Annotated in this window: 19 protein-coding genes and 1 pseudogene; 19 read left to right on the top strand and 1 reads right to left on the bottom strand. The window is 57.3% G+C overall.

Annotated features, from left to right (window positions below; genetic code table 11):
* Window positions 1-166 precede the first annotated feature (166 nt).
* From HY298_14870 to argF, 8 genes and pseudogenes are all read left to right on the top strand, one after another.
* Complete coding sequence (locus tag HY298_14870; protein MBI3851538.1) at window positions 167-757, top strand: tetratricopeptide repeat protein; 591 nt, start codon at window positions 167-169, stop codon at window positions 755-757.
* Between the two features lie 5 nt (window positions 758-762).
* Window positions 763-870: pseudogene (locus HY298_14865) on the top strand (acetylglutamate kinase).
* An 81-nt stretch (window positions 871-951) separates the two neighbouring features.
* Window positions 952-1,311 carry a nucleotidyltransferase domain-containing protein gene (locus HY298_14860; GenBank protein MBI3851537.1) on the top strand — a complete coding sequence of 120 codons (360 nt, stop codon included), beginning with the start codon at window positions 952-954 and terminating at the stop codon, window positions 1,309-1,311.
* A complete protein-coding gene (locus HY298_14855; GenBank protein ID MBI3851536.1) occupies window positions 1,286-1,696 on the top strand; it encodes a HEPN domain-containing protein in 411 nt (136 codons plus the stop codon). Before HY298_14860 ends, HY298_14855 begins: the two co-directional genes overlap by 26 nt.
* 10 nt (window positions 1,697-1,706) lie before the next feature.
* On the top strand, window positions 1,707-2,588 hold the full coding sequence (argB, locus tag HY298_14850; protein MBI3851535.1) for an acetylglutamate kinase: 882 nt from the start codon (window positions 1,707-1,709) through the stop codon (window positions 2,586-2,588).
* A 49-nt stretch (window positions 2,589-2,637) separates the two neighbouring features.
* Window positions 2,638-3,927: an aspartate aminotransferase family protein gene (locus HY298_14845; protein ID MBI3851534.1), complete on the top strand. Its 1,290-nt coding sequence runs from the start codon at window positions 2,638-2,640 to the stop codon at window positions 3,925-3,927.
* 6 nt (window positions 3,928-3,933) lie between these two features.
* Window positions 3,934-4,557: a DNA-3-methyladenine glycosylase 2 family protein gene (locus HY298_14840; protein ID MBI3851533.1), complete on the top strand. Its 624-nt coding sequence runs from the start codon at window positions 3,934-3,936 to the stop codon at window positions 4,555-4,557.
* A 62-nt stretch (window positions 4,558-4,619) separates the two neighbouring features.
* Complete coding sequence (gene argF / locus HY298_14835; GenBank protein ID MBI3851532.1) at window positions 4,620-5,516, top strand: ornithine carbamoyltransferase; 897 nt, start codon at window positions 4,620-4,622, stop codon at window positions 5,514-5,516.
* A 29-nt stretch (window positions 5,517-5,545) separates the two neighbouring features.
* On the opposite strand, the gene HY298_14830 is transcribed toward argF, so the two are convergent.
* A complete protein-coding gene (locus HY298_14830) occupies window positions 5,546-6,649 on the bottom strand; it encodes a hypothetical protein (GenBank protein ID MBI3851531.1) in 1,104 nt (367 codons plus the stop codon).
* Between the two features lie 165 nt (window positions 6,650-6,814).
* Here HY298_14830 and HY298_14825 point away from each other — a divergent pair, with 165 nt between their 5' ends.
* From HY298_14825 to HY298_14775, 11 genes are all read left to right on the top strand, one after another.
* Complete coding sequence (locus HY298_14825) at window positions 6,815-7,960, top strand: prolyl oligopeptidase family serine peptidase (GenBank protein ID MBI3851530.1); 1,146 nt, start codon at window positions 6,815-6,817, stop codon at window positions 7,958-7,960.
* 99 nt (window positions 7,961-8,059) lie between these two features.
* Complete coding sequence (locus HY298_14820; GenBank protein ID MBI3851529.1) at window positions 8,060-8,542, top strand: DUF192 domain-containing protein; 483 nt, start codon at window positions 8,060-8,062, stop codon at window positions 8,540-8,542.
* A gap of 60 nt (window positions 8,543-8,602) precedes the next feature.
* Complete coding sequence (locus tag HY298_14815) at window positions 8,603-10,285, top strand: NAD+ synthase (GenBank protein ID MBI3851528.1); 1,683 nt, start codon at window positions 8,603-8,605, stop codon at window positions 10,283-10,285.
* Between the two features lie 64 nt (window positions 10,286-10,349).
* Window positions 10,350-10,922: a Uma2 family endonuclease gene (locus tag HY298_14810; GenBank protein MBI3851527.1), complete on the top strand. Its 573-nt coding sequence runs from the start codon at window positions 10,350-10,352 to the stop codon at window positions 10,920-10,922.
* Between the two features lie 179 nt (window positions 10,923-11,101).
* Window positions 11,102-11,368, top strand: coding sequence for a hypothetical protein (locus HY298_14805; protein ID MBI3851526.1), 267 nt, complete (start codon window positions 11,102-11,104; stop codon window positions 11,366-11,368).
* On the top strand, window positions 11,352-11,759 hold the full coding sequence (locus tag HY298_14800; protein MBI3851525.1) for a hypothetical protein: 408 nt from the start codon (window positions 11,352-11,354) through the stop codon (window positions 11,757-11,759). Before HY298_14805 ends, HY298_14800 begins: the two co-directional genes overlap by 17 nt.
* Window positions 11,760-11,782: 23 nt before the next feature.
* On the top strand, window positions 11,783-13,165 hold the full coding sequence (locus HY298_14795; GenBank protein MBI3851524.1) for a glutamate-1-semialdehyde 2,1-aminomutase: 1,383 nt from the start codon (window positions 11,783-11,785) through the stop codon (window positions 13,163-13,165).
* A gap of 26 nt (window positions 13,166-13,191) precedes the next feature.
* Entirely contained in the window at window positions 13,192-13,593 is a 402-nt protein-coding gene (locus HY298_14790; protein ID MBI3851523.1) for a hypothetical protein, read from the top strand.
* A gap of 102 nt (window positions 13,594-13,695) precedes the next feature.
* Window positions 13,696-14,025 carry a DUF1778 domain-containing protein gene (locus HY298_14785; protein ID MBI3851522.1) on the top strand — a complete coding sequence of 110 codons (330 nt, stop codon included), beginning with the start codon at window positions 13,696-13,698 and terminating at the stop codon, window positions 14,023-14,025.
* The gene (locus tag HY298_14780; GenBank protein ID MBI3851521.1) at window positions 14,022-14,543 is read left to right on the top strand and encodes a GNAT family N-acetyltransferase; all 522 of its coding nucleotides are present in this window, start codon (window positions 14,022-14,024) and stop codon (window positions 14,541-14,543) included. The genes HY298_14785 and HY298_14780 overlap by 4 nt, the downstream gene beginning before the upstream one ends.
* Before the next feature lie 381 nt (window positions 14,544-14,924).
* Window positions 14,925-16,187 carry a metallophosphoesterase gene (locus HY298_14775; protein MBI3851520.1) on the top strand — a complete coding sequence of 421 codons (1,263 nt, stop codon included), beginning with the start codon at window positions 14,925-14,927 and terminating at the stop codon, window positions 16,185-16,187.
* Window positions 16,188-16,208: the final 21 nt, after the last annotated feature.

Genomic DNA, 16,208 nt, shown 5'->3' with positions numbered 1-16,208 from the left:
TGAGTTACTGGATCGCGTGATCGCGGGAGTGAAGTTCGTCGATGGTGTCGAACTCAACCCCAAGGCAATAGCAGCGTAAACACATTTACCCTTGGGATGCCCTCCACCCCCCGCCATCCACAACTTTTGGAAATTTCTCCGACCCGACGACTTTAGGAGGATGATTATGGATGATTCCAAAGAAAGTTTTAATCAAATATGCTTGGCAGACGATAGAGGCCAAGTTGCGGTCGTCGTGGAACTTTGCAAAAAACATCTGCGGAAATTTCAGAAGCGCGGTTCTTTTGTTTGGCTGCTTTATGGAAAGACTCAAGGAGAACTTGCTCGATATACAGAGGCAGAAAAAGCAATTCGGCGGGCAATCACGTTGTGTCCCCAAAAAGCGCTGCCAATTGCATACGCGCAGATGGGACATTTGTTCCAAGCCAAAGGTGATTTCAAGCAAGCGGCGTTTTGGTATCGCAAAGCTTTGGTTCATAATCCAAGAGATGCGACTTGGCACATTTTTTTGGCCAGCAATGCTTTTAGGCGTGGCTTGCTTAAACAATCCGAGGCGTATTATCGCCGCGCGCTTAAATGTTCTGAAGGTTGTTTGGACGAAGCTTACTTTAACTTGGGCGGAATCTTACTTGGTAAAAGAGATTATGCTGAAGCGATAAAATGTTATCAGGAAGCCTTGAAGATTGACCCCAAATATAAAATCGCTAAAGAGCGATTGGACGATGCAAAACTCGCGTCACTATTGGAGAATTCCTGACCGACATGCAAGACCTCATCGCCAAAGCCGCGACGTTGCTTGAAGCGTTGCCTTACATCCAGCGTTTCCGCAGCCAGACGTTCGTCGTCAAATACGGCGGCAGCTTCATGGATTCGCCAGACACCAACGTCCGCAACGGCGTGGCGCGAGGGAATCAGCTTGCCAGCATTGCAAACGTGGAGTTTCTTTGAGCCATGAGCGTGGCGCTGGATGTTCCCTGGGCGGTGACGCCCGAAAAGGTCGAGGCGGTTGTGCGTCGGCTGATCGAAGTCGCGCTTCCGCGCAAAATCATTCTCTTCGGTTCTTACGTTCGCCAGCAAACGAACCGTGACAGCGATCTGGATGTGCTGGTGGTCACGGATGACACGGTCAAGAATCCGCACAGTGAAAGTGTGCGGCTGCGGAACGCGGTGGATGACGTTGATATGCCAATGGATATTTTGGTTGTGCCGGTCAGCGAATATGAGCGGCTGCGGCATCGTTGGGATTTGATCTACTACGAGGCGACGGAGAACGGGCGCATTGTTTATGAGCGGCCAGCCACTCTCAACTGACCCCAACCCGTGCGAGTGGTTGCGCTTTGCCGGGGAGGACCTCAAAGCGGCCAGAAAACTCTGCGGCGACCCAGACATCCTGCCGAACATCGTCGGTTTTCACGCGCAACAAGCGGTCGAGAAGTCGATCAAAGGCTTGCTCATCCAAGCCGGGGCGAAATTTCCCTTCACCCACGACCTCACCGAATTATTCGCGCTTTACTGCAGCCAGGGACGTTCCGTTCCGTTCGACCGCGCCGCGTTGAATGAACTCACGCCGTATGCCACGCACCGGCGTTATCCGGGTTACGTCCAGCAGCCCGGTGTAAAGGAGCAGCAACGGTTGCTGGCCCTCGCGGAAGAGGTTTTTGCGTGGGCGCAATCCGTCATCGGCCCAGCAGTTTGAATTTTCCTTCATGCAAGACCTCATTGCCAAAGCCGCGACGCTGCTTGAAGCGCTGCCTTACATCCAGCGTTTCCGCAGCCAGACGTTCGTCGTCAAATACGGCGGCTCATTCATGGACTCTCCGGACGCCAACGTCCGCAACGGCGTCGCACGCGATGTCGTGTTCCTCGAAGCCGTGGGCATCAACCCGGTGGTCGTGCACGGTGGCGGCAAGGCCATCACGCGGGCGATGGAGGCCGCGGGGTTCAAGCCGAGTTTCATTCAAGGTCAGCGCACGACTGACGAGGCGACGGTGGACGTGGTGGACCGCGTGCTTTCGCGCGAGATCAATCCGGAGATCGTCAAGACCATCGAATCGCTCGGCGGCAAGGCGCGCGGCTTTTGCGGCGCGGACATTTTCAAATGCCGTAAACTCTGGCTCGACGACAAGGACAAGCCCGGCGCGAAGATTGACATCGGCTTCGTCGGCGAAGTCACGGCGGTGAACCTCGAGCCGTTGCGCGAGTGCATCCGGCGCAGCATCACACCGGTCATCAGTCCGACCGCGCTGGGCGAGGACGGCAAGATTTACAACTGCAACGCCGATGTGGCCGCTGCGCAAGCCGCCATCGCTCTCAAGGCCAAGCGGCTTGTGTTCATGAGCGACGTGCCGGGCTTGCTGCGCAATCCTAAACAGCCGGACTCCGTCCTCCCTCATCTGAAAGTTTCCGAAGTGGATCAACTCAAGCAAGCCGGTGTTATTGACGAGGGTATGATTCCCAAAGTGGATAGCGCCGTCGCCGCCATCAGAGCCGGCGTGGAAAAAGTTTCCTTTGTGGACGGTCGTTTGCAGCACTCGGTGTTACTGGAAATCTTCACCGACGAAGGCAACGGGACAGAAATCGTTTTGTGAGTTCATTTTTTTCTCTGCGCCTCCGCCTCTCTTCGGTTAAATGAAGCCAATGAAAGAAATTGCTCCTTCGCCTCCGCCCATCGTGCGCAACGACGTTGCGGCGATCCAGGCGTTGTTTCAGAAAAACGTCGTCCCAAGTTACGCGCGCTTTGATGTGGCGTTCAGTCGCGGCGCGGGCAGCTACGTTTGGGACGTGACCGGCAAACGCTATCTTGATTTAGGAGGCGGCATCGCCGTTTGTTCGCTCGGCCATGCCAACGCGGAAATCACCGAGGCGCTCATCGAGCAGTCACGCAAGCTTGTTCACGTTTCCAATCTCTATTATCACGAGGGGCAAGGGCGGCTGGCGCAGTCGCTCGTGAACCTGATTGCGCCCGGCAAGGTTTTCTTCTGCAACAGCGGCGCGGAGGCCAATGAAGGGTTGTTCAAGCTCGCGCGCAAGTTTGGTCACGATGAAGGCCGGTTTGAAATCATTACGGCGCTGAATTCGTTTCACGGGCGGACGCTTGCCGGCATCGCGGCCACCGGTCAGGAGAAAGTCAAAAAAGGTTTTGAGCCGCTGATGACGGGCTTTCGACACGTTGCTTTCAATGATCTCGACGCGATGCGCGAAGCGATTTCTCCGGCGACCGCCGCCATACTGATCGAAGGGATACAAGGCGAGGGTGGTGTCACGCCGGCCGCGCCAGAATATCTGCTGGGTCTGCGGCAACTGTGCGACGAGAGGAAATTGTTGCTGCTGATGGACGGCGTGCAATGCGGACATTTCCGCACGGGCCGGTTTCAAAGTTACCAGCGGATTCTTGAGACCAAGGAGCGCGGAGAGGGATTTGTGCCCGACGGCATCTCCATGGCCAAGTCGCTCGGTGGTGGTTTTCCCATCGGCGCGTTCTGGGTGCGCGACCCATACGCCGACCTGCTCGGTGCCGGAACACACGGGACAACTTTTGGCGGCAATCCACTGGGCTGCGCTGTCGCGCTGAAAATTCTGGAAGTCATCCAGCGCGAAAAGCTCGCGGACAATGCGCGTCAAACCGGAGAGTTTTTGAAATCAGAGTTGTTGCGGATGACTCAACAATTTCCGAATGTCCTCAAGGGCGTGCGCGGTCTGGGTTTCATGCTGGGTCTTGAGCTCTGGGAGAAGGAGAAGATCCGCGCTTTAGTCGCGGGCGAAAAGTCGGCGGCCATTCAGTTTGTGAACCGGTTGCATGATGCGGGTCTGTTGACGATTCCTTCCGGCAATCAAGTAGTGCGCTTATTGCCCGCCCTGAACCTGCGGCGCAGCGAAGCGGAAGAAGGAATTAAGATCATTGAATCGGTGGTGGCGAAGCTGGTCTGAACTTGCATGAACGCCGCCGCGCTTCGTCATCTCTCCGGTGCGGACCCCGTGATGCAGCGGCTCATCCGCGAAGTCGGGCCTTGCGCGCTTGAGCCGGAGACCCGCCGCCCGCCGTTTCAATCGCTTGTGCAGGCCGTGGCGCATCAACAACTCAACGGCACGGCGGCCAGCACCATTCTGAAACGTTTCATCAAGCTGTTTCCGGGACGCCGGTTTCCGCGCCCGGAAGATCTGCCGTCCGTGTCAGACGACGCGATCCGTGGCGCGGGTTTCTCACGAGCGAAGGTGGCTTCGATTCGCGACATCGCGGCAAGAACCTTGGACGGCACTGTGCCGCCGTCGCGGCGGATTACGCAGTTGTCCGACGACGAGATCGTAGCGCGGCTCACCGAAGTACGCGGCGTCGGGCGCTGGACCGTCGAGATGCTTTTGATTTTCCAGCTTGGGCGGCTCGATGTCTTGCCAGCGGATGACTTTGGCGTGCGGATGGGCTTCCGCCTTGCCTACAAGAAGCGCGAATTACCAACGGCGAAGGAGATCCTCGCGCACGGGGAACGCTGGCGTCCGCACCGCACCACGGCGGCGTGGTATCTCTGGCGCGTCGCGGACCGGGCGAAGAAATATGAGTGACGCGCCCGCCCGCTTTGGTTAATAAACTGCCTTTCGGGGAGATTCCCGAATGCGATTCGATCATGAAACATTTGTTGAGCATTGAAAAGCTGGCGCGCGCGGACATGGAGCAAATTCTCACCGCCGCCACGACCATCAAAAAGGAGCGCGGTCACCATGCGCACAAACCGTTGACGGGGAAAATCTGGGCGTTGCTCTTTTCCAAGTCGTCCACGCGGACACGCGTTTCGTTTGAAGTGGGAATCCGGGAACTCGGCGGCGAAGTGATGTTTCTTAACGCCAGTGAAATCCAACTCGGCCGCGGCGAACCGATCAAGGACACCGCGCGGGTGCTGGGTCGCATGATTCACGGCGCGGTCATCCGCACCTACGCGCAGAGCGACGTGGAGGAGTTCGCAACGTATTCCGGCATCCCGACCATCAACGCGCTGACGGATGACGAGCATCCTTGCCAGATTCTTGCCGACATTTTTACGTTTCAAGAGAAGCGTGGACCGATAGCAGGTAAAACCGTCGCGTTCATCGGCGATGGTGCGTGCAACGTAGCCAACTCCTGGATTTTTGCCGCGGCGAAGCTGGGATTTGAATTGCGCATCGCCGCGCCAAAAAAGTTTCAACCGGCAGCCGCGTCGCTGAAACGCGCCGGCGGCACAATTATGTGCACGGAGGATTTGAAAGCCGCCGCAAAGGGCGCGGATTTGCTCTACACTGATGTTTGGGTTTCAATGGGTAAAGAGGCGGAATCCGCCGCGCGCATCAAACAACTAACCGGCTACCAGATCAACGCCCGGCTGGTCAAGCTGGCGAAGCCTGGCGCGTTGGTGATGCATTGCCTGCCGGCGTATCGCGGCAAGGAAATTGACGAGGCCACGTTTGAAGACAATGCTCAAACCATTTTCGACGCGGCGGAAAACCGGCTGCATGTTCAGAAGGCGATTTTGAATTGGATTGTCTCGTAGTCTGAGGGACGCCCGCCGGTGTTGCTGGCTCAATCCTTTGCCAGTCCATTGCGGGCGCGGCGCAGGGCGTCGTCGTAGGCTTCCGGCAGCTTGACGGATTTGCCTTCCGGCGACCACCAACGCGGCGTCTCGGTATAAATCCAGACGTATTCATCCGCCACCTCCAGAGCCTTTCGCGCGCTCGCCGCGAACTCCTCCGGCGAGTAAAAGTTCTTGGTTGGATCATCTGCATTCCATCCGAGCTTGCGCCAGTCGTTGTCCATCCACACGCCAAACCCGAAGGAGAAAACGCGATGATACTTTTTCTCGTCGGCGACGATCGGCCGCACACCGGTCTTCATAATTTCGTAAGCTGCGGCAAAACGCGTTGTGTCCTTGTAGCCGTAAGAACGTTCGTAACCGTCCACCAACCGCGTTTTTCCTTTCGCCGCTTCCACCATTCCGTCCAGGAACGGCGCCAGCAAACCGTAACTGCAATCGGCCAGCGGTTTCGTCCCGTTCTGCGATTCTGCCCAAGGCAGGCAGTAGCCGAACGTGAGAAATACGGTAAGGCCGGGATAACCTTCCTGGAATGCGTTCATCGTCTCCCGTCCACATTGGCGTACTTGCGCGGCGTACTCGTTCCAGGTTCGCGTCGCTGCCTGGCGTTGTTTGCGGTAGTTGAACAACGGCGCGTTGTACTGCTCGATGTCGAAGAGGAGGCCCTTGCATTTTCCGTCCCGCGCCAATCCAGCAGCAAGCCGGGCGTTGGTCAGCACGGCGCTGTGATCATCAAACCAGTCGAGGTCAGCGGGCGTGGTGTTGAAGCGCAGAAAATTGTGCGTGAAGCGTCGGAATGGAGTGGCCTTGAGATCAGCCAGCGCGGTCTTGAGTTCGTCGGCCCTGAAGGCGCGGTGACTCCAACATTCCCAGGTGAAGTTTCCCGTCTGGCCGTCCGGCTTGGGATAGTTGACGTGAAACACACAGCCATCAAAAGGTGTTCGCTCCATTTCGGCGAGATGTTGGCGGATGAATGCGGTGTCCGGCTCATCCCAACCAAACTCAATCAACTTCCTGACCTTCGCATCGGCGCAACTCGCCACGTGCGCCGAGAGCGCCAAGGTCATGAGCGTGGTTAACAGTTTCGAAGTCATGTCGATGCACGGTTGATTGGCGAAGCCGGGTATGACGAAAAAAGCACGCGACGTAAAGTGGAAAAAACGGCAACACGCTGCGGCAACGTCAGCGTACTCGCGGCGCAACCAAAGCGCATCTGAATTGGCTGGCGAAGGACTTGACACTTTGGTATTCAAGCGGGCATGTCTTCAGCGCTCTCTTCAGCCATCCGTCGTCCGGCATTCTCGTTGACGCTGTTGCTGGGCGTGTGGTTTGGTTTGTCCGCGAACCGCATCATGGCTCAAAACGCAAAACCCGACTGGCAACGCTGGCTGGAGAAGTCGCCCCCAACGCCGGAGTTTTCCGCTCCGGCCACGCGCGCCAAGTGGGAAAAGCAACGCGTCAAAATCCGCGCGGACTTATGGCAATTGCTCGGCAAATTGCCGCCGGGACCGACCAAGCCCGAAGTTCAAATCCTCAAGCGGGAAGATCGCGGCGATTATTGGCTGGAGAAATTTCAGTTCGACAACGGCGCGGGCGCAACCGTTCCAGGCTATTTGTTTCTGCCGAAAAAAGCCGCCGGCAAATCGCCTGCCATCCTGTATTGCCACTGGCACGGCGGCCAGTATGACAACGGCAAGGAGGAGATGTTGCGCGCCGAGCACACGCCGCAGGAACCAGGTCCGACGTTGGCGCGGCGTGGCTATGTGGTGTTGGGGATCGACGCGTATTGTTTCGGCGAACGCAACGGACGAGGGCCGGGTGGCGCCAAAGAACGCGGCGGCGCGGGCGAGATGACGGCGAGTAAGTTCAACCTTTGGGTCGGCCGCACGCTCTGGGGCATGATCGTCCGCGACGATTTGATGGCGTTGGATTACCTGGTGTCGCGACCCGAAGTCGATGCCAACCGCGTCGGTGTCACCGGCATCAGCATGGGCGCGACACGCACCTGGTGGTTGCTGGCGTTGGACGACCGCATCAAAACTGGCGTGGCGGTGGCCTGCCTCACGCGTTACCAAAACCTGATCGAACAACAATCCCTGCCCGGTCACGGCATTTATTATTTTGTGCCGGGAGTGCTGAACCATTTCGACACGGAAGCGGTGGTGGCCCTCATCGCGCCGCGACCGGTATTGTTTTTGACCGGCGACAAGGATAGCGCATCGCCGGTGGAGGGCATTCGCATCATCGAGTCCAAGGTGCGTCCGGTGTATAAACTTTACAATCGGCAGGATGCTTACGAAAGCGTGATCTATCCGGGCGTCGGCCACGTTTATCTTCCCGACATGTGGGATAAAATGACGGCATGGATGGACCGGCACCTCAAAACCGCGTCGCCGAAGCCTTGAATTGGGCGCGTTCTCCAAACAGTGATTGAAAGCGCTCCTTTCTTCCCGCACTCTTTGGGTGTGCAATTCGTTCGGACATTGAGTTTTTTTCTGGTTGGCATGGCTTTGATTATTGGTTGCTCGAAGAAATCGAAGGACAGTTCGCCGCCGTCCTCCGCGCCCCTGCTTCCTACGCACGCCCAACCCAGGCTGCCGACGATCAGGCTCTGGCTGGGAACGGAGGAGTTGATCACCGAAATGGCGCTCACGGGCGAGCAACAAATGACGGGCATGATGTTCCGGACGAACATCGCCGAGAATGAGGCGATGATTTTCGTTCATCCTGCGGCGCGGCAGGCATCTTACTGGATGACCAATTGTTTTGTCCCGCTCTCCATCGCCTACATCGACACGGATGGAGTGATCTTGGAAATCCATAACCTGCAACCTCACAATGTGACGCCTGTCATTTCGGCGGCGACGAACGTGCGCTTTGGATTGGAGACCAGCCAGGGTTGGTTTCAGCGACACAACGTTTCCACCGGCGCCGTCATCCGCACCGAACGCGGTTCGTTGGCGCAAACCTTCCTGCGCCGCCCCTGACGGCGTGGGAGCGCGGAGTATGATTTTTGTTGGATTACGTTTGTTCAAGTTCCTCGATCAATGAAGATTGCGCTGGCACAACTCAACACCACCGTCGGCGACCTCTCCGGCAACGCAGAGAAAATTCTCGCGGCGTATCGTCGCGGTGTCGAGGCTGGCGTCGACTTGGTCGTAAGCACCGAACTGGCCGTCACCGGCTACCCTCCGCGTGATCTGCTGCTGCGAAAGGATTTCGTCGCCAAAAATCTTGAGTCGCTCAATCAACTCGCGGCTGCCACGGGCAAGACGGGCTTGCTGCTTGGTTTCGTCGGCGAGAACGCGAAGCGACCCGGTCGCGAAGTGACGAACAGCGTGGCGCTGTTGCAGAACCGCAAGATCGTGGCAACCCGCGCGAAAACTTTGCTGCCCACTTACGATGTGTTCGACGAAGACCGCTACTTCCAGCCCGCGAACGAGAACGCGCCGGTCGAGTTCAATGGACTGAAAATCGGCCTGACGATTTGCGAGGACATCTGGAACGACGACGATTTCTGGCCGGAGCGCCGCTATCGCAACAACCCGCCAGTCGAGCTGGCTGAGGCTGGCGCGCAAATCATTTTCAATCTGTCCGCGTCGCCGTGGCATCTCGGAAAAAATCAGACCCGCTTTGAAATGCTCCGCAGCATCGCGGTGAAAACTAAGCGTCCGGTCGTGTTCTGCAATCAAGTTGGTGGCAATGACGAATTGATTTTCGACGGCGGCAGCCTTGCTTTCAATGCCGCGGGTGAACTTGTCGCGCAGGGAAAGTTGTTTGAGGAAGATTTGCTTTTTGTGGATGTGGCTGCCGTGCCCCTCACCCCATCCCTCTCGCCATCAGATGGGGAGAGGGTGGCCAAAGGCCGGGAGAGGGGTTCGTTGCCGTCCGACGAGGAACTGGTTTATCGCGCGCTGGTGCTGGGCTTGCGCGATTACCTGCACAAATGCGGTTTCAAGTCGGCGGTGCTCGGATTGAGCGGCGGCATCGATTCGGCGCTCGTTGCGTGCCTCGCTGTTGCTGCGTTGGGCAAGGAGAATGTTCGCGGCATTTCGCTGCCTTCTCAATATTCCTCGCAGGGCAGCCTTGATGACGCGGCAATTCTCTCGCGCAATCTCGGCATCCGTTACGATATCATCGCCATCCAGCCGGTTTTCGAGCAATGCAAGGCGCAGTTGAAAGGTGTGTTTGCCGGTCGCGCCGAAGACGTGGCGGAAGAGAATTTGCAGGCTCGCATTCGCGGCACATTGCTCATGGCACTCTCCAATAAACTTGGCTCGCTGCTGCTGACCACCGGCAACAAGAGCGAGCTCGCCGTCGGCTATTGCACACTTTACGGCGACATGAATGGCGGCCTCGCCGTCATCAGCGATGTGCCGAAGATGATGGTCTATCGCCTCGCGAAATGGATCAACCGCGAGAGGGAAATCATCCCAACCGCATCCATCACCAAAGCGCCATCTGCTGAACTACGCCCCAACCAGACCGATCAGGATTCGCTGCCGCCCTACGATGTGCTCGACGCCATTCTCGAAGCCTACGTCGTCCACGCCAAGTCGCCACGGGAAATCATCGCCGCTGGTTTCGACGAGACGACTGTGAAGCGCGTAGTTCGCCTGATTGACTTGAGCGAATATAAACGCCGCCAGGCCGCGCCCGGCCTCAAGGTGACGACGAAAGCGTTTGGCGTCGGTCGTCGCGTGCCCGTCGCACAACAATATCGGGAATGAAATTCAAAACGGCCCACTTGCAATACAATTTGACTTTCCGACTCAGACAGGACTTATTGAAATCATGACAACGGATGTATTGCCCAAGCCGCCCAAAGCCAAACGGCTCTGGACGTACGACGCCATGCTCGCCGAGTTGCCGGAGACCAACCTGCCCATTGAATTGTGGGATGGAGAAATTGTTATGTCACCAACACCGACACCTTCACACCAAACGATTGTCGGGAGTCTTTACCGGGCGCTCCACGACTTTGTGCGCGACAACAAGGCGGGAAAGGTTTTTCTAAGTCCGCTGGATGTAGTGTTGTCACAACACCGCGTTGTTCAGCCCGACGTTTTTTTCATCTCAAGTGCCAACAACGAAGTCATCAAAGACCGGATTCGAGGCGTGCCGGAATTGGTGGTGGAAGTCATTTCGCAAGGAAGTTGGAAACGCGACCGCGTCGAAAAGAAGGCACTCTACGAACAGGTCGGCATTGGCGAGTATTGGATAGTTGATCCAGAAAGCCGCTCCATCGAAGTCTTCGCTTTGGTGAAAGGCGTCTATCAACTTCATTCCCGCGCGGTGGATGCCGAATTGGCAAAATCCAAACTGCTGGCGGGATTCAGAATTTCCTTTGGGCAACTATTGACTTGAATGGGCCTCCCGGAAGCGCGCCGGCGAAGGATTCCCTCCCTATGGCACTGGCTCCCTTCAGGTAATGCTGGCGAAAAATGCTTGTGCAGCCATTCGGCGAACGGTACTCCTTAAGAAGAAAAAGCTTTCAGTCGCCGCGGACTTGCTTTCCGCATCCCAATGTCGTAATACGACGCCGTATGACAAAACCTATTTCACTTCGGGCGCGTCCGTCCGTGATCGCAGCGATCGACGCCCGCGCGGCCAAGCTGGGTCAGGACCGCACCAAATACATTCTCACGTTGGTTGAACGCGACTTGAGCGAAGAAGCATCGCCGCGCCAGCACAAGTTCGTCTCGCACGACCTCATCGGTTCGGTGCGGCTGAACACCGGGCCGGCCACCAACCGGAACACGCGCCGCGTGATTTCCAGACGCCTCAAGGAGCGCGGTGAAAAAAATCGCTGATACGGGATTGTTGCTGGCCGCATTGAATCGAAGCGAATCCTTTCATGCATGGGGCGCCAGCGAATTTGTTGCGAACGCCCCCTTCATCACTTGTGATGCGGTGCTGGTGGAGTTGTCCTATCACCTCAATGATCCAATTCCGGGAATCAAGCTGATTGAACGCGGCGATCTGATTTTGGAATTCAATCTCTGCGCGGAAACCACATCGGTGCTGGATTTGTTGCACAAGTATCGCGACCGGCACATGGAACTGGCCGATGCGTGCCTCGTACGGATGACTGAGCTGGCAACGCGCTGCAAGATTTGGACCGTGGACCGGAAAGACTTCCAGGTCTATCGCCGTCACGGTCGCCAAGCCGTCCCGTGTGAGTTTTCACCCGATGATCGTTGAGCTTCAGTCGTCTCAATAATGCTATGCTGTCCCGAAGCAAATCCGACGCTCTCTTCGCCGAAGCATTGAACTACATTCCCGGTGGCGTGAACTCGCCTGTGCGCGCTTTCCGCGCGGTGGGCGGCAAACCTTTTTTCGTCAACAAGGCCAGCGGCTGTCGTGTATGGGACGTGGACGGCAATGAATACATTGATTACGTCGGCACGTGGGGGCCGGCCATCCTCGGGCACGCACATCCAAAAATTGTTTCCGCCATCAAAGCCGCCGCCGATCTCGGCACGAGCTTCGGCATCCCGAATCCGAGCGAGGTCACGATGGCGAAGCTCATCTGCTCGCTCGTCCCCAGCGTGCAGAAGGTGCGCATGACCAACTCCGGCACGGAAGCCTGCATGAGCGCGATTCGGCTCGCGCGCGGATTTACGAAGCGCGACAAGATCATCAAGTTCGATGGCTGTTATCATGGCCACGGAGATTCGCTGCTCGTCAAGGCGGGCAGCGGAGCGCTCACGTTCGGCCATCCCGACAGCGCCGGTGTGCCCGCGGAGTTTGCGAAGCTCACCATCGTTTTGCCCTTCAATGAAACGGAGCCGGTTAAAGCTGCGTTTGCCGCCAACAAGAACGAAATCGCCTGCATCATCGTCGAGCCGGTGCCAGGCAACGCTGGTCTGTATTTGCCCAAGCCGGGCTACCTGGAATTCCTGCGCAAGATCACACAGGAGGACGGCGCGTTGCTAATCTTCGACGAAGTGATGACGGGCTTCCGCCTTGCGCCCGGCGGCGCGCAGGAACGCTTCGGCATCAAGCCGGATTTGACGTGCCTCGGCAAAATCATCGGCGGCGGACTGCCGGTGGGCGCATTTGGCGGGCGGGCGGATATCATGGATTACCTCGCGCCGCTCGGGCCGGTCTATCAAGCCGGCACGTTGAGCGGCAATCCGCTGGCGATGGCGGCGGGAATTGCGAATCTCCAAGAACTATGTAGCGGCCGACGCAAGGAGGCTCTAATTGAAAAACCCGAAATCCGAAATCCGAAATCCGAAATTGAAACGAGCCTCCTCACGTCGGCTGCTACGAATGAAACGAAGGCTTACACCCACCTCGAACAACTCGGTTCGCAACTGGAAGCCGGGATGAAGGACGCCGCCAAATCCGCCGGTGTGCCTGTGACCTTCAACCGTTGTGGCTCGATGTTTTGCGGTTACTTTACCGGCGAACCGGTCTGGAATCTCGCCGACGCGATGAAGAGCGACCGCGAGCGGTTCAAGAAATTCTTCCACGGCATGTTGGACGCGGGCGTATATCTCGCGCCGTCGCAATTTGAGGCGGGTTTCCTCTCGACGGCACACAGCGAGACAGACATTGAGAAGACGGTAAGTTCGGCGGCAAAGGTGATGACACCATTTTAGATTAACGTGTGAACCCGCCCAACAGCATGATCGAACTTCACGATTCGGACGTGGAGTCCATTACGCAGGTTGGCCAAAGAATAACCGTTTCGTTCTCGGCGGCCTATGTTCATAAGTTCGAAGGACGCCCCGGAATTGATCCCGAAACCGGCTGGACCCAAGCTGCCAGACTTGCTATCGAGTCCGGCGAAATTCGGGGTGAGTTGCCGGACTTTCCGTGTCCAGTGTGGGAGGGACGCTCAAAAACTGCAGGTTGGCTTCATGATCATTCTATTCCGATCCCAGTGAATTCAACCGCCGCTGCTGAACTCGAACTGATTTTCGATGAAATCCACAAGGTTCAGATTAGGGGTAAAGGCCTAATTCTTTCACTGGTTGGCAATGAGCGATTGGTCGAGAATTTCCCAGGACAATCTCCGGGAAGCTAGTTTTCAGTCCACGCTCAGCCGCCCCTTGATCACGGAACGAAATGCATGCGGCGCTCGGCTTCGCCGCTTGACTGACCCGGCAATTTGCCGGATAGTCCAACCATGAAGCCCGCCACGCCTGCACCGAAACGAAAAGTCACCCGTCCCCGTTACGACCGCCTGGAGGCGCGAGTCTCGCCGGAGTTGAAGGAACTGCTGCTGGATGCCGCCGCGATGCGTGGCGTCACCCTCAGTGATTTTCTCATAAACAGCGCCCACGATGCCGCCGTGCAAACGGTGGAGCAGCACAAGCTCATCCGCCTCAACCGCGAGGCGTCCATCCAGTTCGCGAACGCGCTGCTGCGTCCGCCCAAGCCCAACGCCCGGCTCCGGGCGGCGGCGCGACGCTACATTCAGCTCATGGCCCGGCAACCAAAAGGGAATGGGCGGTGAGCCTCGAATTGGCCCAGGCGTATTTTGTCGAACCCCTGTCTGAACGGCATGACCGTTCACGGTTTCGGTGTGGCGTGGCAGCGTTGGACCACTACTTTCAAACCCAGGCGGGGCAGGATGCCCGGCGACGAGTTGCTTCGCCATACGTCCTAATCCATCGTGTCGGGAGTGACATCGCCGGTTATTACGCGTGGTCGAATGCCGGGTTTGACCTGACCGAATTGCCCGAGGCGGTGGCCAGGAAGCTTCCTCGTTATCATCAAATCCCGGCGACACTGCTGGGGCGGCTGGCCGTTGATTTGAACCATCGCGGGCGCGGCTTGGGGGAGTTTCTCCTCGGCGACGCCTTGCGGCGCGCTCTGCGAGGGAGCGAATCCACCGCGGCGTTTGCGGTCATAGTGGAAGCCAAGGACGAATCCGCCGTGCGATTTTATCGGAAGTTCGGTTTCGTGCCAGTCATTGGCCAGACACACCGGCTGTTTCTACCGATGAAAACCATTGAGCAATCCTTTTCTTGACCATGCGCCTCCTCGCCCTCGATCACGGAACGAAACGCATCGGGTCGTCGTGGCCGACGCCGGCCTGCTTCATTACTTGATCCTCATTGATTGCGCGAAGATTTTTCCGGGCGTGCCGTCGGCATTCAAACAGTCCATCAGGATGCCGGGTTGGCGGGCAGACAGGCCGGGCCAATCGCTTCGAACGTGTTGTAAGTCAGGACGAATTCCTGGTGGCCGGCCGTCGCCGAGGTCGTCGGAATAAATCCCGCGCTCCTGGCGCGCTCCGGCACATTCCCAACTGCATCTGTCCTGTTCCAATCAGGTGTGCGGCCCAGTCTTTTTCTTTGCGTCTCATCCGGTTGGAGCGTAGCAATGGGTAAAGTGCATCGAATTCGATTTATGCCCACGAAAGTTTTGCGGTGGAGTTTGAGCGGACTGCTGGTGTTGCTGGTGCTGACGGGAGGCGCCGGCTGTGCGCGACCCAAAAACTTGCAGCGTAGCGATGGGCTGGTTGCTCCGGCCGTCGGTGCGACCGGTAATCCCTGGACCAGCAAGGTCACCAACAACGACCCGACTCACTTTCAATTCGTGGTCGTGACGGATCGGACCGGCGGCGTTCGCCCCGGTGTCTTTGAAGACGCGGTCAAGAAAATCAACCTGCTGCAACCCGAGTTCGTGATGAGCGTGGGCGATTTGATCACGGGCCATACCGAGGACCGTTCGCAGATTGACGCCGAATGGCGGGAGTTCATGGGCTTCGTCGAGCAACTGGACATGAAATTCTATTATCTTCCCGGCAATCACGACATCACGAACAAGATCATGGAGGAGGAATGGATCAAACGCTTTGGGCGGCTCTATTATCATTTCGTTTACCAAAACGTGCTCTTCCTCTGTCTCGACAGTGAAGACCCACCGCCGACGCACATCAGCAAGGCGCAACAGGATTACGTTGCCAAGGCGTTGGCCGAGAATCCAAACGTGCATTGGACGCTGGTGTTCCTGCACAAACCGCTTTGGGATTACGAAGAGGATTCCGGCTGGGCGGCCGTCGAAGCCATGATCAAAAAGCGCCCGCACACGGTCATCGCCGGTCACCGGCACACCTACACCAAATTCGAGCGCAACGACACGAGTTACATCGTCCTCGCCACGACGGGCGGCGGCAGCAAACTACGCGGTCGGGCGTTTGGCGAGTTCGATCAAGTCGCGTGGGTGACGATGACCGACAAAGGCCCGCGCATCGCCAATCTTTTTCTCGACGGCATCTGGGATGAAAATGTTCTCACCGAGAAGATGGCCAAGACCATGCGCACCGCCCTCGAGGGAAAAGCAGTTACTTCGGAGATGCTGATCAGGGGAGGGAAATTTCGCGGCGACGTGACTTTTCCCGGTGCCGCCACCAAATTGAAAATCACGAACGATACGGATATGCCGATGACATTTCGTGCGCGATTCAACTCAACTGATCAGGTCCACATAAAACCAGCGGAAGCGCATCTGACGCTTGAACCCAAATCCAACGAGACCATCAATGTGCAATTCGAAGTCAAATCACAACTGAGGGTGGCTGACCTGTTGCCTCTCACCGCCGACTGGACGATCACCTACGAGTTTCCCGACGTGCCTCCCGCCGAGATCAATGGCCGGCAGCAATGGTAACAAACCTCGTAGCCGCCGACA

The organism is Verrucomicrobiota bacterium, assembly GCA_016200005.1.
Lineage (GTDB): Bacteria > Verrucomicrobiota > Verrucomicrobiia > Limisphaerales > PALSA-1396 > PALSA-1396.
This window is presented reverse-complemented; position numbering and strand designations above follow the sequence as displayed.